Source organism: Pseudomonas sp. Leaf15, from assembly GCF_001421425.1.
Taxonomy (GTDB): domain Bacteria; phylum Pseudomonadota; class Gammaproteobacteria; order Pseudomonadales; family Pseudomonadaceae; genus Aquipseudomonas; species Aquipseudomonas salomonii.
In genome coordinates this window covers 51726-77747 of sequence record NZ_LMKI01000002.1, presented here as the reverse complement: position 1 = coordinate 77747, position 26022 = coordinate 51726, and the positions used below count along the sequence as shown (strand labels likewise).

Here is a 26022-nt window from a genome sequence, read left to right as displayed (position 1 = left end):
GGAATGCATCTCAGGATGCTCCGCGTCCGCTTTTAAGAGTGTGACGCGGAGCGTCACAGGCGACACTCCCACCCGAAGCGTGGGAGCGATCACTAACTCCAGCTTGTCAGTTCGCCCCTCCAACGCCACACTAGTGGACATGAAAAATGTCAGCCCGACCTACCTCAAGCACCAATTCCTGATCGCCATGCCCCATATGGCCGACCCGAACTTTGCGCAGACCTTGACCTACATCGTCGAGCACACGGCCAATGGTGCCATGGGGTTGGTGGTCAACCGCCCGCAAGAGCTGAACCTGGCCGATATCCTTGAGCAACTGCGCCCCGAGATCGACCCGCCGGCGCGCTGCCAGGGCGTACCGATCTACATTGGCGGGCCGGTGCAGACCGATCGTGGTTTTGTGCTGCACCCCACCGGGCCCAAGTTTCAGGCCACGGTAGACCTTGAAGGCGTGTCGCTGTCCACCTCCCAGGACGTGTTGTTCGCCATCGCCGACGGCGTCGGCCCCGAGCAAAGCGTGATCACCCTCGGCTACGCCGGTTGGGAAGCCGGGCAACTGGAAGCGGAACTGGCCAGCAACGCCTGGCTGACCTGCCCGTTTGACGCCGACATCCTGTTCAACACCGCCAGTGAGCTGCGCCTGGAAGCGGCTGCCGCCAAGCTGCGGGTCAACCTCAGCCTGCTGACCAGCCAGGCGGGGCACGCCTGATGGCTTTGCGCTTGATCCTCGGATTTGACTACGGCACCAAACAGATCGGCGTAGCGGTCGGCCAGGTGATTACCGGCCAGGCCCGCGAGCTGTGTACCTTGAAAGCCCAGAACGGCGTGCCGGACTGGAACCAGGTCGAAGCCCTGATTAAAGAGTGGAAGCCCGACGCCGTGGTAGTCGGCCTGCCGTTGAACATGGACGGCACCCCCAGCGAGATGTGCCTGCGCGCGGAAAAATTCGCCCGCCGCCTCAATGGCCGTTACAACCTGCCCTTCTATACCCACGACGAACGCCTGACCACCTTCGAAGCCAAGGGTGAGCGCCGCGACCGTGGCGGGCAAAAAGGCAGCTACCGCGACAACCCGGTGGACGCCATCGCCGCCGCCCTGTTGTTACAGGGTTGGCTGGACGAAAACACCGCTTTATTTGAATCCTGACTGACGCGGCTTGCCGCGTCTTTTTACGTTTGAGCCCGGACCTTGCCGCGCCCACGCTGCACAAGGCCTAGAAGGAGCCACCATGAGCCTGCCCAATCCCACCGAACTGATCAGCCAGATGGCGACGAGCCTCAGCGCCCATCTGCAACACCGCGCCATCAGCGAGCCGCGTTTTATTGGCATCCGCACCGGCGGTGTGTGGGTGGCCCAGGCGCTGCTGGAAGAACTGGGCAGCGATTCACCGTTGGGCACCCTGGATGTGTCCTTTTACCGCGACGACTTCAGCCAGAATGGCCTGCACCCGCAAGTGCAGCCCTCGGCGCTGCCATTCGAGGTCGAAGGCCAGCATCTGGTGCTGATCGACGACGTGCTGATGAGCGGCCGCACCATCCGCGCCGCCCTCAACGAGCTGTTCGACTACGGCCGCCCCGCCAGCGTAACCCTGGTGTGCCTGCTGGACCTGGATGCTGGCGAATTGCCGATCAGCCCGGACGTGGTCGGCGCCACACTGTCCCTTGAAGCCCACCAGCGGGTAAAATTGTCCGGTCCCACGCCGCTCGAACTCGAACTGCAAGATCTTGCCCTTTAAACCGCCTTGTACAGAGTCCCCGCGATGACGCCTCTAGATGCCAAGCGCCCGCTGCAGCTCAATGCTCAGGGCCAGTTGCAACACTTCTTGTCCCTCGACGGTTTGCCCCGCGAACTGCTCACCGAAATCCTCGACACCGCCGACTCGTTCCTCGAAGTCGGTGGCCGGGCGGTGAAGAAAGTCCCGCTGCTGCGCGGCAAAACCATCTGCAATGTGTTCTTCGAGAACTCCACGCGCACCCGCACCACCTTTGAACTGGCAGCCCAGCGGCTGTCGGCTGACGTGATCACGCTGAACGTGTCCACCTCGTCGGCGAGCAAGGGCGAAACCCTGCTCGACACCCTGCGCAACCTGGAAGCCATGGCCGCCGACATGTTCGTGGTACGCCACGGCGACTCCGGCGCCGCACATTTCATCGCCGAGCATGTGTGCCCGCAGGTGGCAATCATCAACGGTGGCGACGGCCGCCACGCCCACCCGACCCAGGGCATGCTCGACATGCTCACCATCCGTCGGCACAAGGGCAGCTTTGAAAACCTCTCGGTGGCCATCGTCGGCGACATCCTGCACTCGCGGGTGGCGCGTTCGAACATGCTGGCCCTGAAAACCCTGGGTTGCCCGGATATCCGCGTGATCGCGCCGAAAACCCTGCTGCCGATCGGCATCGAGCAATACGGCGTGAAGGTCTACACCGACATGACCGAAGGCCTCAAGGACGTGGACGTGGTGATCATGCTGCGCCTGCAGCGCGAGCGCATGTCCGGAGGCCTGTTGCCGAGCGAAGGCGAGTTCTACCGCTTGTTCGGCCTGACTACCGCACGTTTGGCGGGTGCCAAGCCGGATGCCATCGTGATGCACCCAGGCCCGATCAACCGTGGCGTGGAGATTGAATCGGCGGTGGCCGATGGCCCGCAGTCAGTGATCCTCAACCAGGTGACTTACGGCATCGCCATCCGCATGGCCGTGCTGTCCATGGCCATGAGCGGGCAAACCGCGCAACGTCAATTCGAGCAGGAGAACGCCCAGTGAAGCTCAGCATTCTTGGCGCTCGCGTTATCGATCCGGCCAGTGGCCTGGATCAAGTCACCGATCTACACCTGGAAGCCGGCAAGCTCATCGCCATTGGCGCCGCGCCCGCCGGCTTCAGCGCCAGCCAGAGCATCGATGCCAAGGGCCTGGTGGCCGCACCTGGCCTGGTGGACCTGAACGTCGCCCTGCGCGAGCCGGGTTACAGCCGCAAAGGCAGCATCGCCAGCGAAACCCGCGCGGCTGCGGCCGGTGGCGTCACCAGCCTGTGCTGCCCGCCGCACACCAAGCCGATCCTGGATACTTCGGCGGTGACCGAGCTGATCCTCGACCGCGCCCGTGAAGCCGGTAATTGCAAAGTGTTCCCCATCGGCGCCCTGAGCAAAGGCCTGGAAGGCGAACAACTTGCCGAGCTGATCGCCCTGCGCGATGCCGGTTGCGTGGCGTTCGGCAACGGCCTGGAGAGTTTTCGCAGCACCCGCACGCTGTGCCGCGCACTGGAATATGCGGCTACGTTCGATCTGACCGTGATCTTCCACTCCCAGGACCGCGACCTGGCCGAAGGTGGCCTGGCCCATGAAGGCGCCGTGGCCAGCTTCCTCGGCCTGCCGGGCATTCCGGAAACTGCCGAGACCGTGGCCCTGGCCCGTGACCTGTTGTTGGTGGAGCAAAGCGGCGTGCGCGCGCACTTCAGCCAGCTCACCAGCGCACGCGGTGTGGCCTTGATCGCCCAGGCCCAGGCGCGCGGCCTGCCGGTAACGGCGGATGTGGCGTTGTATCAGCTGATTTTGACCGATGAGGCGCTGATCGACTTCTCCAGCCTGTATCACGTGCAGCCGCCACTGCGCACCCTGGCCGACCGTGAGGGTTTGCGGGCGGCGGTGAAGTCGGGTGTGGTTTCGGCGATTTCCAGCCATCACCAGCCCCACGAACGGGATGCCAAGCTGGCACCGTTTGGCGCGACAGAGCCAGGCATCAGCAGCGTAGAGCTGTTGTTGCCACTGGCGATGACGCTGGTGGAAGACGGTTTGCTGGACTTGCCAACCCTGCTCGCCCGCCTGAGCGCTGGCCCGGCCGAGGCATTGCGCCTGCCGGCGGGCAAGTTGGCGGTGGGTTCGCCGGCGGATCTGGTGTTGTTTGACCCCGCCAGCTCAACGGTTGCCGGGGAACACTGGCTGTCCAAAGGTGAAAACTGCCCGTTCATCGGCCATAGCCTGCCGGCGACGGTGCGTTACACCTTGGTGGATGGGCGGATTACCTATCAGGCCTGACTCCAGTCTGGAGTGGCCACAGTAAATGTGGGAGCGGGCTTGCTCGCGAAAGCGGTGTATCAGCCGGCAAATATGCTGACTGATACACCGCTTTCGCGAGCAAGCCCGCTCCCACATTGGGCTCTCTAACAGGCTTGAGAGACTTAGCGGCCGCTGTTGCGCTCGGCATTGCGGATCGAAACCTGCGTATTCAACGTCCAGAAGTCATACAGCACACCGATCAGGAACAAACCGCCGGTCAGCAGGTAGATCAGGCCGGTGATCCATTTGCCCTGGTACATGCGGTGCAAGCCGAATACGCCCAGGAACGCCAACAGAATCCAGGCCACGTTGTATTCGATCGGCCCGGCGGTAAAACGCAGGTCCGCTTCACGGTCCATGGCAGGGATCAGGAACAGGTCGATCAGCCAACCAATACCGAACAGGCCGAAGGTGAAAAACCAGATCGTCCCGGTCACGGGTTTGCCGTAATAGAAGCGATGTGCCCCGGTAAAACCGAAAATCCAAAGCAGGTAACCGATCACCTTGCTGTGGGTGTCTTGCTGCGTAACATCCTGTCGATAGGTGTTCATGGAGTACCTCTTTTGCCTCGATAGATAAATATTTTCATTTTCTTTGTGACTTTTTTACGGGCGCCCGACGCACGGCAAATGGTATCTTCCCTCCCGCAAAGCCTTATGCCACCTGACCTCTGTAGGACAATTGCGGCAATTCGTCGCGTTTTTCCTGAGGTTGACCCCAGAGTTCAGTCGACAAACGGCCTGAGAACGACACAAAAAGCTGTTATAAAGTTGCGCGCAAACCTAAAAGAGCCACGCCTAATGCGACCATTTTTCAAGACATGGCTAACCATCTGCCTATTAATGCCACTGGCCGCCCACGCCACCAATCGTGAGCAACGTCTTCCTAACGTTAACGGTTTCACCCCTAAAGTTCACAGCACACCCAGCACTGCCAAGTCGGTAAAGCTGACCGTCAACCGCCCGACTCAAGTGAGCAAGGCCCACGGTAAAGCAATCCACACCCAACTGGCCGTCAACACCAAACAAAGCAGCAATGTCCTCAGCCGCGCCGTTAACGTGCTCGGTACTCCTTATCGTTGGGGCGGCAGCAGCCCAAGTAAAGGGTTCGACTGCAGCGGTTTGGTGAAATATGCGTTTAATGATGTAAAAGCGGTGGATTTGCCCCGCACCTCCAACGCCATGGCTGCCGGCCACGGCTTGAAGGTTGACCGCAAGGACTTGAAACCGGGCGACCTGTTGTTCTTCAAACTGAAGAGCCGCCAGGTCAACCACGTTGCCATCTACCTGGGCAACGACCGCTTTATCCACGCGCCGCGTCGTGGCAAGTCGGTGAGCATCGACACGCTGAAAAAGCCGTTCTGGGACAAGAACTACGTGATTGCCAAGCGTGTTCTGCCTAAAGAGCAGAATAACCTGCGGGTTGTTCAGCGCTGATTAGAGCTATAACGCGATACAAAATGTGGGAGCGGGCTTGCTCGCGAATGCGGTGGTTCAGTCACCTAAGATATTGACTGACACTCAGCATTCGCGAGCAAGCCCGCTCCCACATTTGTTTTGCGTCGATCTTCAGACCTATATATCCCCAGGCACCCGCGCCAGCCCCCGCGCCTCCTCCCGGCTGATCAGCCCTTCGCTGACCAACGCCTTCAAGCTCATATCCAGCGTTTTCATCCCCAACGCCCCGCCGGTTTGAATCGCCGAGACCATCTGCGCCACTTTGTCCTCGCGGATCAGGTTACGGATGGCTGGCGTGCCCAGCATAATCTCGTGCGCCGCCACCCGGCCGCCGCCGAGTTTCTTGACCAGCACCTGGGACACCACGGCCTGCAGCGACTCCGACAACATGGCGCGCACCATGGCTTTTTCCCCCGCCGGGAACACGTCCACCAGCCGATCCACGCTCTTTGCCGCTGAAGAGGTGTGCAGCGTGCCCAATACCAAGTGCCCGGTCTCTGCGGCCGTCAACGCCAGGCGGATGGTTTCGAGGTCACGCAACTCGCCCACCAGAATCACATCCGGGTCCTCACGCAGGGCCGAGCGCAGCGCCGCCGAAAAGCTATGGGTATCGCGGTGTACCTGGCGCTGGTTGATCAGGGCCATTTTCGGCCTGTGGATAAATTCGATCGGGTCTTCCAGCGTGAGGATGTGCTGGCGTCGGTGCTGGTTGAGGTGGTCGATCATCGCCGCCAGCGTTGTCGACTTGCCGGAGCCGGTCGCCCCGGTCACCAGCACCAGGCCGCGCGGCAACTGCGCGATACGGCGGAAGACCTCGCCTAATCCGAGGTCTTCCAGGCTCTGCACTTCGGTCGCAATGGTGCGAAACACCGCGCCCATGCCGCGATCCTGGCGGAACACATTCGCGCGGAACCGCGCCAGGCCCGGCAGCGCGAAGGCAAAATCCGTTTCAAGAGATGTTTCGAAATCCTTTTGCTGGTGCTGATTGAGCAAAGGGCTTAACAAGTCCGCAACTTGCGTAGGCGAAAGCACCGGGCCATCCAATGGCCAGATTTCGCCATCGACACGCAGCATCGGCGCCAGGCCAGCCGACAAATGCAGGTCGGAGGCGCCACGGCGCACGCTGGCCGTCAGCAGTTCAGTGATATCCATAGGGCTTTCCATTTCCAGTAGAATGCCGCGGACTCCATATCCACGGGTGCATCTTGAATGTCGACGATAGCAGACAACATTGGCCAGGTTAGCCAGCGCATCCGCGCCGCGGCCCACGCCGTGCAACGTGACGAAAGCAGCATCCACCTGCTGGCCGTGAGCAAGACCAAACCTGCCCAGGCCGTACGCGAAGCCTATGCCGCCGGCATGCGCGACTTTGGCGAGAACTACCTGCAGGAAGCCCTGGGCAAACAGGCTGAATTAACCGACCTGCCCTTGAGTTGGCACTTCATCGGCCCCATTCAATCGAACAAGACGCGTGCGATCGCCGAAAACTTCGCTTGGGTACATTCCGTGGACCGCTTGAAAATTGCTCAACGCCTGTCCGAACAACGCCCGGCCGACCTGCCGCCGCTGAACATCTGCATTCAGGTCAACGTGAGTGGCGAAGCCAGCAAGTCCGGCTGTACACCCGCCGACCTGCCGGCCCTGGCCGCTGCAATCAGCGCCCTGCCGCGTTTGAAGCTGCGTGGCTTGATGGCGATCCCCGAGCCGACTGAAGATCGCGCCGCACAAGATGCAGCCTTCGCAGCGGTCAGCGCTCTGCAAGCCAGCCTGAACCTGCCGCTGGACACACTTTCCATGGGCATGAGCCACGACCTTGAGTCGGCTATCGCCCAAGGGGCCACCTGGGTGCGGATCGGTACCGCCCTGTTTGGCGCCCGCGACTACGGCCAGCCGGTAAATGGCTGACATCCCTCTAAGTAAGGACTTGTCATGAGCAACACGCGTATTGCCTTTATCGGCGCCGGCAACATGGCGGCCAGCCTGATCGGCGGCCTGCGGGCCAAGGGCCTGGAAACCACGCAGATCCGCGCCAGCGACCCCGGCGCCGAGACCCGCGCCCGCGTCAGCGCCGAGCACGGTATCGAAACCTTTGCCGATAACGCCGAGGCCATCCACGGCGTCGACGTGATCGTGCTGGCGGTAAAACCGCAAGCCATGAAGGCCGTGTGCGAAAGCCTGCGCCCGAGCCTGCAACCGCACCAACTGGTGGTGTCGATCGCCGCCGGTATCACTTGCGCGAGCATGAACACCTGGCTCGGTGCCCAGCCGATCGTGCGTTGCATGCCCAATACGCCGGCACTGCTGCGCAAGGGCGTCAGCGGTTTGTACGCCACCGCCGAGGTGACTGCCGAGCAGCGCGACCAGGCTCAGGAACTGCTGTCTGCCGTGGGCCTGGCCGTGTGGCTGGAACAGGAGCAGCAATTGGACGCGGTCACCGCCGTGTCCGGTAGCGGCCCGGCTTACTTCTTCCTGCTGATCGAAGCCATGACCGCCGCCGGCGTGAAACTGGGCCTGTCACATGAAGTCGCCGAGCAACTGGCCGAGCAAACTGCTTTGGGCGCCGCGAACATGGCGGTAGAAAGCGATGTGGACGCCGCCGAGTTGCGCCGTCGCGTGACCTCGCCAGGCGGCACCACGCAGGCTGCCATCGAATCGTTCCAGGCCGGGGGTTTTGAAGCCCTGGTGGAAAAAGCACTGGGTGCTGCGGCACACCGTTCAGCCGAGATGGCTGAGCAACTGGGCAAATAGTCATCCCTTACCAAGGTAATCAAACATGCTCGGAATCAATGACGCTGCCATTTTCATCATCCAGACCCTGGGCAGCCTGTACCTGCTGATCGTGCTGATGCGTTTTATCCTGCAACTGGTGCGGGCGAATTTCTACAACCCGCTGTGCCAGTTCGTGGTCAAGGCCACCCAGCCACTGCTCAAGCCACTGCGCCGGGTAGTGCCGAGCATGTTCGGCCTGGACATGTCCTCGCTGGTGCTGGCGCTGCTCCTGCAAATCCTGCTGTTTGTGGTGATCCTGATGCTCAACGGCTACCAGGCGTTCACCGTGCTGCTGTTGCCATGGGGTTTGATCGGGATCTTCTCGCTGTTTTTGAAGATCATTTTCTGGTCGATGATCATCAGCGTGATTCTGTCGTGGGTCGCACCCGGCAGCCGCAGCCCGGGTGCCGAGTTGGTGGCCCAGATCACCGAGCCGGTGCTGGCGCCGTTCCGTCGCCTGATCCCGAACCTGGGCGGCCTGGATATCTCGCCGATCTTCGCGTTTATCGCGATCCAGCTGCTGCAAAGCTGGGTGATTCCGCGCCTGGCCTACTACGCGTTCATGCCTAAAGAACTGTTCGGCCTGATCTGACCGCATGATCGTTCCCACGCTCTGCGTGGGAATGCCTCTTGGGACGCTCTGCGTCCCCTCATGCTGGGTGCGACGCGTAGCGTCACCGGCTGCATTCCCACGCGGAGCGTGGGAACGATCGTCTGGCTCAGGGTTTGCTTGCCGCTGGGGTCACCGCTCTTTAGACTTACGCCTCATTTAAACGAGAGCAGGGTCGATGCCAGCTGCCTTCCCCCCCGATTCTGTTGGACTGGTCGTGCCCCAAGTGGCGCACTTCAGCGAACCGCTGGCCCTGGCCTGCGGTCGTTCGCTGCCTGCCTACGACCTGATCTATGAAACCTATGGCCAACTGAACGCCACGGCGAGCAACGCCGTGCTGATCTGCCACGCCCTGTCCGGCCATCATCACGCCGCCGGCTTTCACAATGCCGACGAGCGCAAGCCCGGCTGGTGGGACAGCTGCATCGGCCCCGGCAAGCCCATCGACACCAGCAAATTCTTTGTGGTCAGCCTGAACAACCTTGGCGGCTGCAACGGTTCCACCGGCCCGAGCAGCCTCAACCCGGAAACCGGCAAGCCGTTCGGCGCCGACTTCCCGGTGCTGACCGTGGAAGACTGGGTGCACAGCCAGGCGCGCCTTGCCGACTTGCTGGGCATCAACCAATGGGCCGCCGTGATCGGCGGCAGCCTGGGCGGCATGCAGGCGCTGCAATGGACCATCTCCTACCCGGATCGCGTGCGCCATTGCCTGGCCATCGCCTCGGCGCCAAAACTGTCGGCGCAGAACATTGCCTTCAACGAAGTGGCACGCCAGGCCATCCTCACCGACCCCGAGTTCCACGGCGGTTCGTTCCAGGAAGCGGGTGTGATCCCCAAGCGCGGCTTGATGCTGGCGCGGATGGTCGGGCATATCACCTACCTGTCCGATGACTCCATGGGCGAGAAATTCGGCCGCGGGCTCAAGAGCGAAAAGCTCAACTACGACTTTCACAGCGTCGAGTTCCAGGTGGAAAGCTACCTGCGTTATCAGGGCGAGGAGTTCTCGGGGCGTTTCGACGCCAACACCTACCTGCTGATGACCAAGGCGCTGGACTACTTCGACCCGGCCGCCAACCACGACGACGACCTGGCGAAAACCTTCGAGCACGCCACGGCCAAGTTCTGCGTGATGTCGTTCACCACCGACTGGCGCTTCTCGCCGGCGCGTTCGCGTGAGCTGGTGGATGCTTTGATGGCCGCCCGCAAAGACGTCTGCTACCTCGAGATCGATGCTCCGCAAGGCCATGACGCCTTCCTGATTCCGATCCCACGCTACCTGCAGGCCTTCAGTAACTACATGAACCGAATAGCACTGTGAGAACGCCATGAGAGCCGACCTGGAAATCATCCAAGACTGGATCCCCGCCGGCAGCCGCGTGCTCGACCTGGGCTGCGGCGATGGCGAACTGCTGAGCTGGCTGCGCGACAACAAGCAAGTCACCGGTTATGGCCTGGAAAACGACCCGGACAACATCGCCCAGTGCGTGGCCAAGGGCATCAACGTGATCGAGCAGGACCTGGACAAGGGCCTGGGCAACTTTGCCAGCAACAGTTTCGATATCGTGGTGATGACCCAAGCCCTGCAAGCGGTGCACTACCCGGACCGCATCCTCGACGAGATGCTGCGCGTGGGCCGCCAGTGCATCATCACTTTCCCCAACTTTGGACACTGGCGCTGCCGCTGGTACCTGGCCACCAAGGGCCGGATGCCGGTCTCGGACTTCCTGCCGTACACCTGGTACAACACGCCGAACATCCACTTCTGCACCTTTGAAGACTTTGAAGCCCTGTGTGGCGAGCGTGAAGCCAAGGTGATCAACCGCCTTGCCGTCGATCAACAGCACCGCCACGGCTGGGCGAGTAAACTATGGCCCAACCTGTTGGGCGAAATTGGTATTTACCGGGTCAGCAGCCCTGGCCTGACCGACCACAAGATTGCCGTCTAATCATTATCAAGAGGCACGATCATGAGTCGTTTGGCTGTTTTTTTATTGACCGCATTGCTGGGCGCCAACGCTATGGCCGCCGATGTTATCGACCCTAATCGCACCAAGGAATTTGGTGATATCACCGTTCGTTACAACACCTTTACCTCCAGCTTCCTGCAACCCGAAACCGCTCAAGCGGTGGGCGTTGTACGCAGCAAGAACAAAGGGTTGATCAATGTGTCGGTGTTTAAAGGTGTGACGCCTGTGGTGGCGCAAGTGACCGGCACCATCAAGGACTTGAGCGGCAAGAGCGAAGTGCTGACGTTCAAGCAAATCACCGAGAAAGGCGTGACCAATTACCTGGCCCCTTACTCAGTGCCGCAACAGGAATTCAAGACCTTCACTATCAACGTTGAAACTGGCGGCAAGGCCCACGGTTTCAGTTTTGTCCAAGAACTTTTCCCGGCCGAATGATGAACCTCACCCAACTCGTACTGGCCAGCCATAACGCCGGCAAACTCAAAGAACTCCAGGCCATGCTCGGCGACTCCGTGCAACTGCGCTCGATCGGCGAGTTCAGCCAGGTCGAACCCGAAGAGACCGGCCTGTCGTTTGTCGAAAACGCCATCCTCAAGGCCCGCAATGCCGCACGCATCTCCGGCCTGCCGGCGCTCGCGGATGACTCGGGCCTGGCCGTGGATTTCCTCGGCGGCGCGCCGGGCATCTACTCGGCGCGGTATGCCGACGGCAAGGGTGATGCGGCCAACAACGCCAAGTTGCTGGACGCGCTCAAGGACGTGCCGGACGCCGAGCGCGGTGCACAGTTCGTCTGCGTGCTGGCGCTGGTACGCCACGCTGATGACCCGTTGCCGATTCTGTGCGAAGGCCTGTGGCACGGGCGCATCCTGCATGCGGCCAGCGGCGAGCATGGCTTTGGCTATGACCCGTTGTTCTGGGTGCCGGAGCGCAACGTCTCCAGCGCCGAACTGAGCCCGGCCGACAAAAACCAGATCAGCCACCGCGCTCGCGCAATGGATTTGCTGCGCCAACGCCTGAGCCTGAAATGACCCAAAACACCTCTGCGCAGCCGCTGATCCACGGCGGCGCGCAAACACCTCGGGCCGCCCTGCCGGTGCTGCCGCCTCTGGCGCTGTACATCCACATTCCGTGGTGCGTGCGCAAATGCCCGTATTGCGACTTCAACTCCCACACCGCGAGCAAAGTGCTGCCGGAAGAAGAGTATGTGGACGCACTGCTTTCCGACCTTGATCAAGACCTGCACGCGGTTTACGGCCGCGAACTGAGCTCGATCTTCTTCGGTGGCGGCACGCCAAGCCTGTTCAGCGCCGCCGCGCTGGGTCGCCTGCTCAAGGGCGTCGAAGCCCGTATCCCGTTTGCCGGCGACATCGAAATCACCCTGGAAGCCAACCCCGGCACCTTCGAACAAGAGAAGTTCGTGGCGTACCGCAAGCTGGGGATAAATCGCCTGTCCATCGGCATCCAGAGCTTCCAGCAGCAAAAACTTGAGGCGTTGGGCCGCATCCATAACGGCGATGAAGCCGTGCGCGCGGCCGGCATGGCGCGCCAGGCCGGGTTCGATAACTTCAACCTGGACTTGATGCACGGCTTGCCCGATCAGTCCCTGGACGATGCCCTGAGCGACTTGCGCCAGGCCATCGCGCTGAAACCCACGCACTTGTCCTGGTATCAGCTGACGCTGGAACCCAACACCGTGTTCTGGAACCAGCCGCCCGCACTGCCGGAAGACGACACGCTGTGGGACATTCAGGAAGCTGGCCAGGCACTGCTGGCCGAACACGGTTACGCACAATATGAAGTCTCGGCCTATGCCCAGCTGGGCCGCCCGGCGCGACACAACCTGAACTACTGGAGCTTCGGCGACTTTATCGGCATCGGCGCCGGTGCCCACGGCAAGCTCAGCCACCCGGACGGGCGCATCGTGCGCACCTGGAAAACCCGGGCGCCCAAGGACTACCTCAACCCGGCCAAAAGCTTCCAGGCCGGCGCGAAAGAGCTGACCAACGAAGAGCTGCCATTCGAGTTCCTGATGAACGCTTTGCGCCTCACCGCAGGCGTTGAATCCAGGCTGTACACCGAACGCACCGGCCTCGACCTGGCCAGCCTCGACGAAGGCCGCCGGGAGGCAGAACAAAGTGGCCTAATGCAGGTCGAACCGTCACGCCTGGCGGCCACCGACCGTGGGCAACTGTTTCTCAATGACCTGTTGCAGAAGTTTTTGAGCTGATCGCTCTAAGGAAATCACATGGATTTGGTACTCGACCTGCTCGCCACCGTGTCCCGCTGGAGCCGTAGCAACCTGTCGGAAATCTCCCTGGCCCTTGTCGGCTGCCTACTGGTGTTGTTTGGCGCGGATATCAAAGGCTGGATCGAAGGCCGCTTGGGCAGCCTTGCCGGGGCCTTGCGCGTACCCTTGATGGCGCTGGTATGCATGATCGGCAGCGGCGCGGCGCTGCTGTATGCCACGCCATGGATTGTGCGGGGGCTGAGCCAGTTCAATAACTACAGCCTAGCGCCGGTGCTGGTGGTGGTGCTGGTGTTGATTGGCGTAGTAGCCGACCGCCGCTGATTTAGAGCGCACTGCAAAACAACTGTGGGAGCTGGCTTGCCTGCGATGCAGGCACCTCGGTGTATCTGTGATACTGAGGTGATGCTATCGCAGGCAAGCCAGCTCCCACAGTTGATTGCATTCCAAGCCGGCTATTGGCTTGTCAGTCGACCTTCTCGAACTTCAAATCCCAAACCCCATGCCCCAGTCGCTCGCCACGGCGTTCGAACTTGGTGATCGGGCGCTCGGCCGGGCGTGGCACGCATTTGCCGTCTTCGGCCAGGTTGCGGTAGCCAGGCGCTACGTCCATCACTTCCAGCATGTACTCGGCGTACGGCTCCCAGTCGGTGGCCATGTGCAGAATGCCACCGACTTTCAGCTTGCTGCGCACCAGCTCCGCGAAGGAAGCCTGAACGATGCGGCGCTTGTGGTGACGGCTCTTGTGCCAAGGGTCCGGGAAGAACAGCATCAGGCGGTCGAGGCTGTTGTCGGCGATGCAGCGGTTGAGTACTTCAATCGCATCGCAGTCGTAGACGCGCAGGTTGGTCAGGCCTTGGGTCAGCACGCCGTTAAGCAGCGCGCCGACACCTGGGCGGTGCACTTCCACCCCGATAAAGTCCTGGTCCGGCGCGGCCGCGGCCATTTCCAGCAGGGAGTGACCCATGCCGAAACCGATTTCCAGGGAACGCGGGGCCGAACGGCCGAACACCTGGTCGTAGTCCACCGGCGCGTCGGCCAATGGCAACACGAACAACGGCGTACCTTGCTCCAGGCCCTTTTGCTGGCCTTCGGTCATGCGGCCGGCGCGCATCACAAAACTCTTGATGCGGCGGTGCTTGGACTCGTCGCCTTCTTCCACGGGGTTCGGCGTTTCGTTTGATTCAGTCATCAATGGCTCTTACTTGATCAGACCATCCAGCGGCGAGGAGGCGCTGGCGTACAGTTTTTTCGGCATGCGACCGGCGAGGTACGCCAGGCGGCCCGCGACGATTGCGTGTTGCATGGCTTGGGCCATCATGACCGGCTGCTGGGCATGGGCGATGGCCGAGTTCATCAGCACCGCGTCACACCCCAGCTCCATGGCGATGGTGGCGTCGGAGGCAGTGCCCACGCCCGCATCCACCAGTACCGGAATCCTGGCTTCTTCGAGGATGATTTGCAGGTTGTACGGGTTGCAGATGCCCAGGCCGGAACCGATAAGGCCGGCCAGCGGCATCACGGCGATGCAGCCGATTTCGGCCAATTGGCGCGCGATGATCGGGTCATCACTGGTGTAAACCATCACGTCGAAGCCTTCCTTGACCAGGGTTTCGGCGGCCTTGAGGGTTTCGATCACGTTGGGAAACAGGGTTTTCTGGTCGGCCAGCACTTCCAGTTTCACCAGGTTGTGGCCGTCGAGCAGCTCACGGGCCAGGCGACAGGTGCGCACGGCTTCGATGGCGTCGTAGCAACCGGCAGTGTTCGGCAGGAAGGTGTAGCGATCCGGCGACAACACTTCGAGCAGGTTCGGCTCGCCCTCGATCTGGCCGAGGTTGGTGCGGCGCACGGCAAACGTCACGATCTCGGCACCCGAGGCTTCGATGGCCAGGCGCGTTTCTTCCATGTCGCGGTACTTGCCGGTGCCGACCAGCAGGCGGGACTGGTAGGTACGACCGGCCAGGACGAAAGGCTTGTCGCTACGAACGATGCTCATGGGAAATCCTCGAATTGGGGTGAGGTTCTGCAGAATGCGGGTTGGCGCCCTTGAGCGCCGGGCGGCTAGCCGCCGCCGATGGCGTGGACCACTTCGACCTGATCACCTTCGGTGAGCGCGGTTTCGGCATGCAGGCTACGCGGGACGATATCCAGGTTGAGCTCTACTGCGACACGGCGTCCGGTCAGGTCCAGACGGGTCAGCAGGGCCGCAACGGTTTCACCGTCGGGCAGTTCAAAGGATTCGCCGTTCAACTGAATGCGCATGCCACGGGCCGCCATCGTTTTTAGGGGCCAGCATTCTAGCCCGATCAGCGTGGCTGACCCAAGTCCCTTGGTCAGGCGACCTGTAGACGCCACGCAGTCAAACCGAGGAAGAACCAGCCGAGCAGGAAGGCCAGCCCCCCAAACGGCGTGATGATGCCCAGCTTGCTGATGCCCGTCAGGGTCAGAGCATACAGACTGCCCGAGAACAGCAGGATGCCGACGGTAAAGGAGATGCCCGCCCAACTGACCAGTCGGCCAGGAATATGCGCGGCCAGCAGCGCCACGCCGAACAGCGCCAGGGCGTGCACCAACTGATAGGTGACGCCCGTATGGAAGATCGCCAGGTACTCGGCGCTCAGGCGGTTTTTCAGGCCGTGGGCGGCAAAGGCGCCCAGGGCGACGCCGGTAAAGCCGAAAAAGGCAGCCAGCATCAGAAAGCTACGCAGCATGAGGAACTCCAGTCAGACTCGAGGGGCAGGGTCTGTATAATGGCCCGCTCAACGGGTTCGGCCAAGCCATCTCTATGCTGCGTCTCCTCTTCAAGCGCTTTCTTAATGTCATTAAATGGTTTGCTATCGGCAGCGTGCTGCTGGTGCTGCTGTTTCGTGTGGTGCCGCCGCCGTTCACTGCGCTGATGGTGGAGCGCAAGATCGAATCCTGGGTCGACGGCGAGCCGATCGATGTGCAGCGCACGTGGGTGCCGTGGGATGAGATATCCGATGAACTGAAAGTCGCGGTAATGGCCGGTGAAGACCAGCGTTTCCCGCAGCACTGGGGTTTTGACTTCGGCGCGATCCAGGCGGCGCTGGCGCATAACGAGCGCGGCGGTTCGATTCGCGGCGCCAGTACCTTGAGCCAGCAAGTATCGAAGAACCTGTTTTTGTGGACCGGCCGCAGTTATCTGCGCAAAGGCCTGGAAGCCTGGTTTACCGCGCTGACCGAAGTGTTGTGGCCCAAGCAGCGGATTCTTGAGGTGTACCTCAATAGCGTGGAGTGGGATGAAGGCGTGTTTGGTGCAGAGGCAGCCGCGCGACATCACTTTGGCGTGAGTGCCAAGGCGCTGTCCCGCCAGCAGGCCAGCTATCTGGCGGCGGTTTTGCCTAATCCACGGGTGTGGAGTGCCAGCCATCCGACGGCGTATGTGGCACGGCGGGCGGCGTGGATTCGGCAGCAGATGAGCCAGCTGGGCGGGGATGGTTACCTGGTGGAGTTGAACAACGCCCGTAAAGCCCCCTGGGCTGACTGACACACTGCACTACCTATGTGGGAGCTGGCTTGCCTGCGATAGCGGTGGGTCAATCCACACATGTGCTGGCTGAGACTGACTCATCGCAGGCAAGCCAGCTCCCACAGTGGACCGAGTTGAGCTTGAGATTTTCGACTGCAAACAAAAATGCCCCCGTCTTTCCAATGTTGCAGTGGTGGAGTTGAACAACGCCCGTAAAGCCCCCTGGGCTGACTGACACACTGCACTACCCATGTGGGAGCTGGCTTGCCTGCGATAGCGGTGGGTCAATCCACACATGTACTGGCTGAGACCACCTCATCGCAGGCAAGCCAGCTCCCACAGTGGACCGAGTTGAGCTTGAGATTTTCGATCTGCAAACAAAAATGCCCCAATCTTTCGATCGGGGCATTTTTTTGTCTTATCGCAACGTCTTAAGCGGCGATCGACAACTTCAGCTTGTTCATCGCGCTTTTCTCAAGCTGACGAATCCGCTCGGCCGACACGTTGTACTTCTGCGCTAGGTCGTGCAGCGTGGCTTTTTCTTCAGCCAACCAGCGCTGATAGAGAATGTCACGGCTGCGGTCGTCCAGCACCTCCAGCGCTTCGTGCAGGTTCTGGTTGGAGTTGTCGCTCCAGTCGGCGTCTTCCAGTTGACGCGCCGGGTCGTACCGGTGGTCTTCCAGGTAGTTGGCCGGCGATTGGAAGGCGCTGTCGTCGTCCGCTTCAGCGGCCGGGTCGAAGGCCATGTCATGGCCGGTCAGGCGACTTTCCATCTCGCGCACTTCACGCGGTTCCACGCCGAGGCTTTCGGCCACACGGTGGACTTCCTCGTTGTTCAGCCACGCCAGGCGTTTTTTCTGGCTGCGCAGGTTAAAGAACAGTTTGCGCTGGGCCTTGGTGGTCGCGACTTTCACGATGCGCCAGTTGCGCAGGATGAACTCGTGGATTTCCGCCTTGATCCAGTGCACAGCAAACGACACCAGGCGCACGCCCATCTCAGGGTTGAAGCGCTTTACAGCCTTCATCAGGCCGACGTTGCCTTCCTGAATCAGGTCAGCCTGGGCCAGGCCGTAGCCGCTATAGCTACGGGCGATATGTACGACAAAACGCAGGTGGGCGAGCACCATCTGCCGAGCCGCCCCCAAATCCTGCTCATAGTAGAGACTCTCGGCCAGTTCACGCTCCTGCTCGGGCGTCAGCAATGGAATGCTGTTGACCGTGTGCACATAGGCCTCCAGGTTCGCACCCGGGACCAGAGCATAAGCAGGTTGCAAAGAAGTGGTCATACGAAAAAACCTCCGACTCACATAACTCGTGCAGTTCAGCACTGCGAAAATTGACCGGGAACCGTAGGACAAGTTCCCTAAACCACCAATACGGTCAATACAAACGAAACCACATTAATCTGACATTAACTACTTCGGTGCCAGCTCACGTAAATGACGAGCGACCGCAATCCAAGCACCGATATACCCCAACAAGACGGCGCCAAGCAAGAGACTCAGACCGTCGGCGACCGGCACGCCGGCCAGGGCAAAATCGCTGCCGTACAAGCCGGCCAACCCGACAACCGCGTCGTTCAGCCAGTTCAAGCCAAAAGCCAGCACGCCCCAGGACAAAATCCCGGCACCAAAGCCATAAAGCGCGCCCATGTAAAGAAAGGGCCTACGCACATAGCTGTCTGTGCCGCCGACCAGTTTAATCACTTCTATCTCGGTGCGGCGGTTTTCAATATGAAGACGAATGGTATTACCTATCACCAAAAGTAATGCAGACACCAACAGTACCGTCAGACCGAACACAAAGCGGTCGCCCAGCTTGAGAATCGCCGCCAGGCGCTCTACCCAGACTAGATCAAGTTGTGCCTGTTGCACCTTGGGCATCTCTGCGAGTTTTTGTCGCAGGGCCTCAAGCGCCGGCTTGTCGACTTCGTTCGGCGTCACCAGCACCACGCCCGGCAGCGGGTTCTGCGGCAACTCTTTAAGCGCCTCACCCAGGCCGGATTGCTGCTGGAACTCCTCAAGGGCCTGATCGCGGCTGATGTATTCGGCCTCCGCCACACCCGGCAGGTTCTTGATGTCGTCGCGCAAGCTCTCGCCATCTTTGGCGCTGGTGTCGAGTTCCAGGTACAGCGAAATCTGCGCCGCGCGCTGCCAGGAACCGCCCAGGCGCTCCACATTATTAAGCAGCAGCGACAAACCCATCGGCAGGCTCAGTGCCACGGCCATTACCAGGCAGGTGAAAAAGCTGCCGATCGGCTGTTTGCCCAGGCGGCGCAGGCTGTCGAGCAAGCTGGCGCGATGGCTTTCGATCCAGGCGCGCAGCAGCGTGGCGAAATCCGGGCCATCATCTTCGTCGCGTTTTTTGTTCGGCGGTTGCGGGTCGGCGGCTTTTGGCGCCACACGCTCGGAAACCTTGGGGCTGCGAGTCGCACTCATACGCCAGCCTCCCCGTCGCCAATCAGGCGGCCGCGTTGCAGGGTCAGCATGCGGTGGCGCATACGGGCGATCAGTGCCAGGTCGTGACTGGCGATCAATACGCTGGTACCCAGGCGGTTGATGTCTTCGAACACGCCCATGATCTCAGCCGCCAGACGCGGGTCGAGGTTACCGGTAGGTTCGTCCGCCAGCAGCAAGGCCGGGCGGTGGACAATGGCGCGGGCGATGCCGACACGCTGTTGCTGGCCGGTGGACAGGTCGCCCGGGTACAGGTCGGTCTTGTCCGACAGCGCCACGCGCTCCAGGGCCGAATCCACGCGCTTGACGATTTCAGCCTTGGACAAGCCAAGAATCTGCAACGGCAAGGCAATGTTGTTGAACACCGTGCGATCGAACAGCAACTGGTGGTTCTGGAACACCACGCCGATCTGGCGGCGCAGGAACGGGATCTGTGCATTGCTGATGGTCGCCAGATCCTGGCCGGCCAGCAGCAACTTGCCGGTGGTCGGGCGTTCCATCGCCAGCAACAGCCGCAGCAGCGTACTTTTACCGGCGCCCGAGTGGCCGGTTACAAACAGAAACTCGCCACGCCGTACTCGAAAGCTCAGCTCATGCAAGCCCACATGCCCGTTGGCGTAGCGTTTACCGACCTGTTCGAATCGAATCATGAACGCTCCCGCTCGGCGAAAAGTGCCTGTACAAAGGGTTCGGCTTCAAAGGTGCGCAGGTCGTCGATACCTTCACCGACACCGATATAACGAATCGGCAACCCGAACTGTTTGGCCAGGGCGAAGATCACGCCGCCCTTGGCCGTGCCGTCGAGCTTAGTCAATGCCAAGCCGGTCAGTTGCACCGTCTGGTTGAATTGTTTGGCCTGGCTGATGGCGTTCTGGCCGGTACCGGCGTCAAGCACCAGCAGCACTTCGTGCGGGGCGTCGGCGTCGAGTTTGCCGATCACGCGGCGCACTTTCTTCAGCTCTTCCATCAAGTTGTCTTTGGTGTGCAGGCGACCGGCGGTATCGGCGATCAACACGTCGATGTTACGGGCCTTGGCGGCTTGCACGGCATCGAAGATCACCGAGGCGGAATCGGCGCCCGTGTGCTGGGCGATCACCGGGATCTTGTTGCGCTCACCCCAAACCTGCAACTGCTCCACGGCAGCGGCGCGGAAGGTGTCGCCGGCGGCGAGCATAACTTTCTTGCCTTCGGACTGCAGCTTCTTGGCGAGCTTGCCGATGGTGGTGGTTTTGCCGGCGCCGTTGACGCCAACGACCAGAATCACGAACGGCTTGTTCGGCGTGATCACCAGCGGAGCTTCTACAGGTTTAAGCATCGCAGCCAGTTCGGCCTGCAGGGACTTGTAGAGCGCATCGGCGTCGGTCAGCTGCTTGCGCGCAACCTTCTGGGTCAGGCTCTGGATGATCACGGCAGTGGCTTCAACGCCCACGTCGGCGGTGAGCAGGCGGGTTTCGATGTCTTCCAGCAGTTCGTCATCGATAACCTTCTTGCCCAGGAACAGGCTGGCCATGCCTTCGCCGATGCTGGCGCTGGTTTTGCTCAGGCCTTGCTTGAGGCGGGCGAAGAACCCGGTTTTGCTGGCTTCAACGGGAGCCACAACAGGCTCCGTGGCGACCGGCGCCTCGATAATGGCGGGAGCGGCAACCACAATAGGCGTTGGCGCAGGCGCAGGCTCAACAGTGACGGGCGCAGGCGCTTCGACTACCACTGCAACCGGCTCAACAACCGCAGGAATCGGCGGCGTGACGTGCTCAGCCTGTACATCTTCAACCAGTGCCACAGGCTCTTCAGCCACCGGCAGTTCCAGCCACGGCGTGTGCTCGGGCTCAGGCGCAGGTTCTGCCTCGACCACCGGTTGCAATACCGGCTCGGCCATCGGCAACACCACCGGCGCGGGCGGCTCAGCGTCTATGACGGGTTCTGGAATCGGCTCAGGCTGAACCTGTGGCTGTTCGACGACGGTTTCCTGCGGCTTTTTGCGCAGCCATCCGAACAGGCCTTTTTTCTCGCCAGCCGCAGCTGGGCTCTTCTTGTCGTCGTTGGAACCAAACATGGAGGACGGCTATCTCAAAGTAGCGATGCGCCAGGGCGCCTCGGTAAATAAATTCGATGCAGAACAGACTGCGTTATCGCTCGCTTGTTCATGCGCAACATTTTGTAAGGCGTAAATAAAGGCCTCAACAAATCGTTTCAATAAAGGACTGAAGCGACAAAATCGGCGAAAAGTAGAAGATCGTCGGGGAAACCCAGCGCCAACTCCTACATTCCTACGACTGAAACCAGGACAAGATGACCGCCATAGTGGCCCTGTCCAAACGGGATCAGTATCCTAGCACCTCCTCGCCCGCCGACGCTAAGACCAAGCGGGTAGCCCAACAGGTTAAAACACGAATGAATGCTCTAGCCCGCCGCGCCGCAGGCCTGCTGCTCAGCACAGTTTGTCTGCCTCTTTCAGCCTTGGCTGCCGACCCACAACCCACCCATGAATTCACCCTCGATAACGGCCTTAAAGTGGTCGTGCGCGAAGACCATCGTGCGCCAGTGGTGGTTTCCCAGGTCTGGTACAAGGTCGGCTCGAGCTACGAAACCCCGGGCCAGACCGGTTTGTCCCACGCCCTGGAACACATGATGTTCAAGGGCAGCGCCAAGGTCGGTCCCGGCGAAGCCTCGCTGATCCTGCGCGACCTCGGCGCCGAAGAAAACGCCTTCACCAGCGACGACTACACCGCGTACTACCAGGTACTGGCGCGTGACCGCCTGGGCGTGGCTTTCGAGCTGGAAGCCGACCGCATGGCCAGCCTGCGCCTGCCGGCCGATGAGTTCAGCCGCGAAATAGAGGTGATCAAGGAAGAACGCCGCCTGCGTACCGACGACAACCCGATGTCCAAGGCCTATGAACGCTTCAAGGCGATGGCCTACCCGGCCAGCGGCTACCACACGCCGACCATCGGCTGGATGGCCGACCTTGAGCGCATGAAGGTGGAAGAACTGCGCCACTGGTACCAGTCCTGGTATGTGCCGAACAACGCCACGCTGGTGGTGGTCGGCGACGTGACGCCGGACGAGGTCAAGAAACTCGCCCAGCGCTACTTCGGCCCGATCCCCAAGCGTGACGTGCCACCGGCCAAGATCCCGCTGGAGCTGGCCGAGCCTGGCGAGCGCTTGCTGACCCTGCACGTGCAGACCCAACTGCCGAGCGTGATCCTCGGTTTCAACGTGCCGGGCCTGGCGACCGCCGAAGACAAACGCTCGGTGCAAGCCCTGCGCCTGCTCTCGGCCCTGCTCGATGGCGGCTACAGCGCGCGTATCTCGGAACAGCTGGAGCGCGGTGAAGAACTGGTCTCCGGCGCGTCCACCAGCTACGACGCCTATACCCGTGGTGACAGCCTGTTCACATTGAGCGCCACGCCGAACCAACAGAAGAAAAAGACCATTGCCCAGGCCGAAGCAGGCCTGTGGCGTTTGCTCGACGAGCTGAAAGCCAAGCCGCCGACCACCGAAGAACTGGAGCGTATCCGCGCCCAAGTAATTGCCGGCGTGGTTTACCAACGTGATTCCATCACCAGCCAGGCCACGGCCATCGGCTCGCTGGAAACCGTCGGCCTGTCCTGGAAACTCATGGACACCGAGCTTGCCGACCTGCAAAGCGTCACCCCGGAAGATATCCAGAAAGCCGCACGTACTTATTTCACCCGCGAACGTTTGAGCGTCGCCCATGTTTTGCCCGAGGAGACCGCTCATGAGTAATCGTAAAAGCAGCCGCCTGATCTTCCCCGGCCTGGTCGTCGTCACCCTGATCGCCGCCAGCGCCGTGTACTTCCTGCGCCCGAGTGAATCGGTGGCCAGCCAGGCGCTGGACAAGGCGCAATCGGCCAACAAACTGCAATCTTTGGCGGAACTGGACGGCAAGGCGCCGACCAACCGCAAGCTCGACGTGCAAACCTGGACCACCGCCGAGGGCGCCAAGGTGCTGTTCGTCGAAGCTCACGAACTGCCGATGTTCGACATGCGCATCCTGTTCGCCGCCGGCAGCAGCCAGGACGGCAACACGCCCGGCGTGGCGCTGCTGACCAACGCCATGCTCAACGAAGGCATACCGGGCAAGGATGTCAGCCAGATCGCCAGCGGCTTTGAAGGCCTGGGCGCCGACTTCGGCAACGGCGCTTACCGCGACATGGCGTTGGTGTCCCTGCGCAGCCTGAGTGATAGCGACAAGCGCGACGCAGCCCTGACGCTGTTTGACCAAGTGATCGGCAAGCCGACTTTCCCGGCCGACTCCCTGGCGCGCATCAAGAACCAGATTCTTGCCGGTTTTGAATATCAGAAACAGAACCCCGGCAAGCTGGCCAGCCTTGAGTTGTTCAAGCGTTTGTACGGCGACCACCCTTACGCGCACCCGAGCGAAGGCACGCCCGAAAGCATTCCGGCGATTACCCTGGCGCAGTTGCAGGCGTTCCACACCAAGGCTTACGCAGCGGGCAATGCGGTGATTGCCGTGGTGGGCGATCTGACTCGCGCCGAAGCTGAGGCCATGACAGCCAAGGTCTCCGCATCGCTGCCCAAAGGCCCGGCCCTGGCCAAGATCGCCCAGCCGACCGAGCCGAAAGCGGGCCTGAGCCATATCGAGTTCCCGTCCAAGCAAACCCATTTGCTGTTCGCGCAACTGGGCATCGACCGCGCCGACCCGGACTACGCCGCCTTGTCCCTGGGCAACCAGATCCTCGGCGGCGGCGGTTTCGGCACCCGCTTGATGAGCGAAGTGCGTGAGAAGCGCGGCCTGACCTACGGCGTTTATTCCGGTTTCTCGCCGATGCAGGTGCGTGGCCCGTTCATGATCAACCTGCAGACCCGCGCCGAAATGAGCGGCGGCACCCTGCGCCTGGTTGAAGACGTGCTGGCCGACTACCTCAAGACCGGCCCGACGCAAAAGGAACTGGACGACGCCAAGCGTGAGCTGGCCGGCAGCTTCCCGCTGTCCACCGCAAGCAACGCCGATATCGTCGGGCAGCTGGGCGCCATGGGTTTCTATAACCTGCCGCTGAGCTATCTTGAGGATTTCATGAAACAATCCCAGGCCCTGACCGTAGAGCAGGTCAAGGCTGCAATGAATAAACACTTGAGCGCCGACAAGATGGTCATCGTGACCGCCGGCCCGACGATTGCGCAAAAGCCACTACCGCCCCCCACTGATAAACCCGCCGAGCAGCCGCTCGGGGTTCCGGAGCATTAATGGCCAGTTCATCTCGCCCGAAAAAACCTGTCCACAACGTGCATAACGGTGTGGGCCAACTGCGCATCATTGGCGGTGAATGGGGCAGCCGCAAGCTGAGTTTCCCCGACGTCGTGGGCCTGCGCCCAACGCCGGACCGCGTGCGTGAAACCCTGTTCAACTGGCTCGCGCCGTATATCGGCGGCGCCAAGGTACTGGACCCGTTCGCCGGCAGTGGCGCGCTGTTCCTGGAGGCGCTGTCCCGTGGCGCGGCCCAGGGCCAGGCGCTGGATGCCAGCAATGTGGCGGTGTCCAGCCTCAAGGAACACCTGGGCACACTGCGCTGCACCACCGGCCAGGTGCAGACCGCCGACGCGCTGCGCTACCTGGAAACCCAGGCGGCCAGCGAATACGACGTGGTGTTCCTCGACCCGCCGTTCAACCAGAACCTGTTGCCGACGGTGTGTGCGTTGCTGGAAGAACGCCAGTGGCTGGCACCCGATGCGTGGATCTACACTGAAAGCGAGACCGCGCCGTCTACCCTCGGCCTGCCGGGCAGCTGGCGCCTGCACCGGGAGCAGAAGTCCGGGCGGGTGTACTACGCGTTGTGGCATCGGTTGGTTGAAAGCGCCGCTTAACCTTAGGTAAATGTTGTAGTGAGCGGGCTTGCCACAACAAGCTCGATTGCCACAGTGGGTCCGCTTGTTACCGAGAGTTTCATGATCCCGTCCTCTGAACTGTTCAAACCCGCCTTCGGCCTCGGCAACCCTCACTTGCAAACCCTGTGGGGTCCGCTGTGGCGCCCCACCACCCATATCGAACGCCAACGCGAACGCCTGTGGCTGGATGACGGCGACTTTCTCGACCTCGACTGGCACGGCCCACATGACGCGCAAGCGCCATTGGTGCTGGTGCTGCACGGGCTGACCGGCTCGTCCAACTCGCCTTACGTGGCCGGGCTGCAAAAAGCCCTCGCCGCCCAAGGCTGGGCCAGCGCCGCCTTGAATTGGCGTGGGTGCTCGGGCGAGCCAAACCTGTTGGCACGCAGCTATCACTCCGGCGCCAGTGAAGACCTGGCGGCGGCGATTGCCCATCTGCGGGCCAAGCGCCCCTTGGCGCCGCTGTATGCGGTGGGTTATTCGTTGGGCGGCAATGTGCTGCTCAAGCACTTGGGCGAAACCGGCGAGGCATCCGGACTGCAAGGCGCAGCGGCAGTGTCGGTGCCGTTTCGACTGGACCAGTGCGCCGATCGCATCGGGCTGGGTTTTTCGCGGGTGTATCAAAAGCATTTCATGCGCGAGATGTTGGCGTACATCCGCGTCAAGCAAAGCCGCTTTGTACAGGATGGCCGGGCCGAAGGGCTGAAAACCCTGGAAGCCCTGGGCTCATTGGAGAAAATGCGCACGTTCTGGGACTTCGACGGCCGGGTGACCGCGCCGCTGCACGGGTTCCTAAGTGCCGAGGACTATTACCGCCGCGCCTCAAGCCGTTACTACCTGGGCGAAATCCGCACGCCAACCCTGATTATCCAGGCCGCCGACGACCCGTTCGTGTTTGCTCATAGCCTGCCCGAGGCCAGTGAACTGTCGGATTGCACCGAGTTTGAGTTGTTGGCCAAGGGTGGGCATGTGGGGTTTGTGGATGGCACGTTGAAACGCCCGAGCTACTATCTGGAACGTCGCATTCCGCAGTGGTTACTGACACAACACGGTTAAACAATGTGGGAGCTGGTTTGTGTGGGAGCTGGCTTGCCTGCGATAGCGGTG

The 26022-nt window shown here is 61.3% G+C and carries 30 protein-coding genes; 20 read left to right on the top strand and 10 right to left on the bottom strand.

The features are described from left to right. Window positions 1-139: 139 nt before the first annotated feature. The 5 genes from ASE80_RS03645 (at window position 140) to ASE80_RS03625 (ending at window position 4032) form a co-directional block, all read left to right on the top strand. Window positions 140-709, top strand: coding sequence for a YqgE/AlgH family protein (locus ASE80_RS03645; protein ID WP_017139445.1), 570 nt, complete (start codon window positions 140-142; stop codon window positions 707-709). Beyond that, window positions 709-1146, top strand: coding sequence for a Holliday junction resolvase RuvX (gene ruvX / locus ASE80_RS03640; protein ID WP_003213744.1), 438 nt, complete (start codon window positions 709-711; stop codon window positions 1144-1146). The genes ASE80_RS03645 and ruvX overlap by 1 nt, the downstream gene beginning before the upstream one ends. 82 nt (window positions 1147-1228) lie before the next feature. Beyond that, on the top strand, window positions 1229-1735 hold the full coding sequence (pyrR, locus tag ASE80_RS03635; RefSeq protein WP_056857700.1) for a bifunctional pyr operon transcriptional regulator/uracil phosphoribosyltransferase PyrR: 507 nt from the start codon (window positions 1229-1231) through the stop codon (window positions 1733-1735). A gap of 24 nt (window positions 1736-1759) precedes the next feature. Further along, window positions 1760-2764, top strand: a complete 1005-nt coding sequence (locus tag ASE80_RS03630; protein ID WP_056857699.1) for an aspartate carbamoyltransferase catalytic subunit — start codon at window positions 1760-1762, stop codon at window positions 2762-2764. Continuing rightward, window positions 2761-4032 carry a dihydroorotase gene (locus tag ASE80_RS03625; protein WP_056857698.1) on the top strand — a complete coding sequence of 424 codons (1272 nt, stop codon included), beginning with the start codon at window positions 2761-2763 and terminating at the stop codon, window positions 4030-4032. The genes ASE80_RS03630 and ASE80_RS03625 overlap by 4 nt, the downstream gene beginning before the upstream one ends. A gap of 143 nt (window positions 4033-4175) precedes the next feature. Here the strand turns inward: ASE80_RS03625 and ASE80_RS03620 are convergent, their stop codons facing one another. After that, window positions 4176-4604 (bottom strand): NINE protein, encoded by a 429-nt coding sequence (locus tag ASE80_RS03620; protein ID WP_056857697.1) that lies wholly within the window; start codon window positions 4602-4604, stop codon window positions 4176-4178. 249 nt (window positions 4605-4853) lie between these two features. On the opposite strand from ASE80_RS03620, the gene ASE80_RS03615 reads away from it, so the two are divergent. Further along, window positions 4854-5489, top strand: a complete 636-nt coding sequence (locus ASE80_RS03615) for a C40 family peptidase (RefSeq protein ID WP_017139450.1) — start codon at window positions 4854-4856, stop codon at window positions 5487-5489. Between the two features lie 138 nt (window positions 5490-5627). Here the strand turns inward: ASE80_RS03615 and ASE80_RS03610 are convergent, their stop codons facing one another. Then, entirely contained in the window at window positions 5628-6662 is a 1035-nt protein-coding gene (locus tag ASE80_RS03610; protein WP_056857696.1) for a type IV pilus twitching motility protein PilT, read from the bottom strand. Window positions 6663-6719: 57 nt separating this feature from the next. Here ASE80_RS03610 and ASE80_RS03605 point away from each other — a divergent pair, with 57 nt between their 5' ends. From ASE80_RS03605 to ASE80_RS03565, 9 genes are all read left to right on the top strand, one after another. Continuing rightward, on the top strand, window positions 6720-7415 hold the full coding sequence (locus ASE80_RS03605; protein ID WP_056857695.1) for a YggS family pyridoxal phosphate-dependent enzyme: 696 nt from the start codon (window positions 6720-6722) through the stop codon (window positions 7413-7415). Window positions 7416-7439: 24 nt separating this feature from the next. After that, complete coding sequence (proC, locus tag ASE80_RS03600; RefSeq protein WP_056857694.1) at window positions 7440-8258, top strand: pyrroline-5-carboxylate reductase; 819 nt, start codon at window positions 7440-7442, stop codon at window positions 8256-8258. A 25-nt stretch (window positions 8259-8283) separates the two neighbouring features. After that, complete coding sequence (locus ASE80_RS03595; RefSeq protein ID WP_017139454.1) at window positions 8284-8871, top strand: YggT family protein; 588 nt, start codon at window positions 8284-8286, stop codon at window positions 8869-8871. A 196-nt stretch (window positions 8872-9067) separates the two neighbouring features. Further along, window positions 9068-10207, top strand: coding sequence for a homoserine O-succinyltransferase MetX (metX, locus tag ASE80_RS03590; protein WP_056857693.1), 1140 nt, complete (start codon window positions 9068-9070; stop codon window positions 10205-10207). 7 nt (window positions 10208-10214) lie between these two features. Continuing rightward, window positions 10215-10835 carry a methionine biosynthesis protein MetW gene (metW, locus tag ASE80_RS03585; RefSeq protein ID WP_016972957.1) on the top strand — a complete coding sequence of 207 codons (621 nt, stop codon included), beginning with the start codon at window positions 10215-10217 and terminating at the stop codon, window positions 10833-10835. A 21-nt stretch (window positions 10836-10856) separates the two neighbouring features. After that, the gene (locus ASE80_RS03580) at window positions 10857-11291 is read left to right on the top strand and encodes a DUF4426 domain-containing protein (protein WP_056857692.1); all 435 of its coding nucleotides are present in this window, start codon (window positions 10857-10859) and stop codon (window positions 11289-11291) included. Continuing rightward, window positions 11288-11884, top strand: a complete 597-nt coding sequence (rdgB, locus tag ASE80_RS03575; protein WP_025859581.1) for an RdgB/HAM1 family non-canonical purine NTP pyrophosphatase — start codon at window positions 11288-11290, stop codon at window positions 11882-11884. Before ASE80_RS03580 ends, rdgB begins: the two co-directional genes overlap by 4 nt. Next, window positions 11881-13083: a radical SAM family heme chaperone HemW gene (gene hemW, locus ASE80_RS03570; protein ID WP_056857691.1), complete on the top strand. Its 1203-nt coding sequence runs from the start codon at window positions 11881-11883 to the stop codon at window positions 13081-13083. Before rdgB ends, hemW begins: the two co-directional genes overlap by 4 nt. 18 nt (window positions 13084-13101) lie before the next feature. Beyond that, a complete protein-coding gene (locus ASE80_RS03565; RefSeq protein ID WP_056857690.1) occupies window positions 13102-13425 on the top strand; it encodes a DUF3392 domain-containing protein in 324 nt (107 codons plus the stop codon). A gap of 142 nt (window positions 13426-13567) precedes the next feature. Here the strand turns inward: ASE80_RS03565 and trmB are convergent, their stop codons facing one another. The 4 genes from trmB to ASE80_RS03545 all read right to left on the bottom strand — a co-directional run bounded on the left by trmB (window position 13568) and on the right by ASE80_RS03545 (window position 15812). Then, the gene (gene trmB, locus ASE80_RS03560; RefSeq protein ID WP_056857689.1) at window positions 13568-14293 is read right to left on the bottom strand and encodes a tRNA (guanosine(46)-N7)-methyltransferase TrmB; all 726 of its coding nucleotides are present in this window, start codon (window positions 14291-14293) and stop codon (window positions 13568-13570) included. A 9-nt stretch (window positions 14294-14302) separates the two neighbouring features. Further along, complete coding sequence (locus tag ASE80_RS03555) at window positions 14303-15097, bottom strand: thiazole synthase (protein WP_017139461.1); 795 nt, start codon at window positions 15095-15097, stop codon at window positions 14303-14305. Between the two features lie 65 nt (window positions 15098-15162). Next, window positions 15163-15363 (bottom strand): sulfur carrier protein ThiS, encoded by a 201-nt coding sequence (gene thiS / locus ASE80_RS03550; RefSeq protein ID WP_015886354.1) that lies wholly within the window; start codon window positions 15361-15363, stop codon window positions 15163-15165. Between the two features lie 71 nt (window positions 15364-15434). Beyond that, entirely contained in the window at window positions 15435-15812 is a 378-nt protein-coding gene (locus tag ASE80_RS03545; protein WP_056857688.1) for a DUF423 domain-containing protein, read from the bottom strand. A gap of 74 nt (window positions 15813-15886) precedes the next feature. Between ASE80_RS03545 and mtgA the strand changes: the two genes are divergently transcribed. Further along, complete coding sequence (mtgA, locus tag ASE80_RS03540) at window positions 15887-16609, top strand: monofunctional biosynthetic peptidoglycan transglycosylase (protein ID WP_056857687.1); 723 nt, start codon at window positions 15887-15889, stop codon at window positions 16607-16609. A 413-nt stretch (window positions 16610-17022) separates the two neighbouring features. Here the strand turns inward: mtgA and rpoH are convergent, their stop codons facing one another. The 4 genes from rpoH to ftsY all read right to left on the bottom strand — a co-directional run bounded on the left by rpoH (window position 17023) and on the right by ftsY (window position 21100). Beyond that, a complete protein-coding gene (gene rpoH, locus ASE80_RS03535; RefSeq protein ID WP_017139465.1) occupies window positions 17023-17877 on the bottom strand; it encodes an RNA polymerase sigma factor RpoH in 855 nt (284 codons plus the stop codon). Between the two features lie 129 nt (window positions 17878-18006). Further along, entirely contained in the window at window positions 18007-19029 is a 1023-nt protein-coding gene (gene ftsX / locus ASE80_RS03530) for a permease-like cell division protein FtsX (RefSeq protein WP_056857686.1), read from the bottom strand. Further along, complete coding sequence (gene ftsE, locus ASE80_RS03525; protein WP_003213784.1) at window positions 19026-19697, bottom strand: cell division ATP-binding protein FtsE; 672 nt, start codon at window positions 19695-19697, stop codon at window positions 19026-19028. The genes ftsX and ftsE overlap by 4 nt, the downstream gene beginning before the upstream one ends. Then, a complete protein-coding gene (gene ftsY, locus ASE80_RS03520) occupies window positions 19694-21100 on the bottom strand; it encodes a signal recognition particle-docking protein FtsY (protein ID WP_056857685.1) in 1407 nt (468 codons plus the stop codon). Before ftsY ends, ftsE begins: the two co-directional genes overlap by 4 nt. Before the next feature lie 338 nt (window positions 21101-21438). On the opposite strand from ftsY, the gene ASE80_RS03515 reads away from it, so the two are divergent. The 4 genes from ASE80_RS03515 to ASE80_RS03500 all read left to right on the top strand — a co-directional run bounded on the left by ASE80_RS03515 (window position 21439) and on the right by ASE80_RS03500 (window position 25971). After that, complete coding sequence (locus tag ASE80_RS03515) at window positions 21439-22794, top strand: M16 family metallopeptidase (protein ID WP_056857684.1); 1356 nt, start codon at window positions 21439-21441, stop codon at window positions 22792-22794. After that, window positions 22787-24277, top strand: a complete 1491-nt coding sequence (locus ASE80_RS03510) for a M16 family metallopeptidase (RefSeq protein WP_056857683.1) — start codon at window positions 22787-22789, stop codon at window positions 24275-24277. Before ASE80_RS03515 ends, ASE80_RS03510 begins: the two co-directional genes overlap by 8 nt. Then, on the top strand, window positions 24277-24894 hold the full coding sequence (gene rsmD / locus ASE80_RS03505) for a 16S rRNA (guanine(966)-N(2))-methyltransferase RsmD (protein WP_056857682.1): 618 nt from the start codon (window positions 24277-24279) through the stop codon (window positions 24892-24894). The genes ASE80_RS03510 and rsmD overlap by 1 nt, the downstream gene beginning before the upstream one ends. A gap of 81 nt (window positions 24895-24975) precedes the next feature. Continuing rightward, entirely contained in the window at window positions 24976-25971 is a 996-nt protein-coding gene (locus ASE80_RS03500; RefSeq protein ID WP_056857681.1) for a hydrolase, read from the top strand. Window positions 25972-26022: the final 51 nt, after the last annotated feature.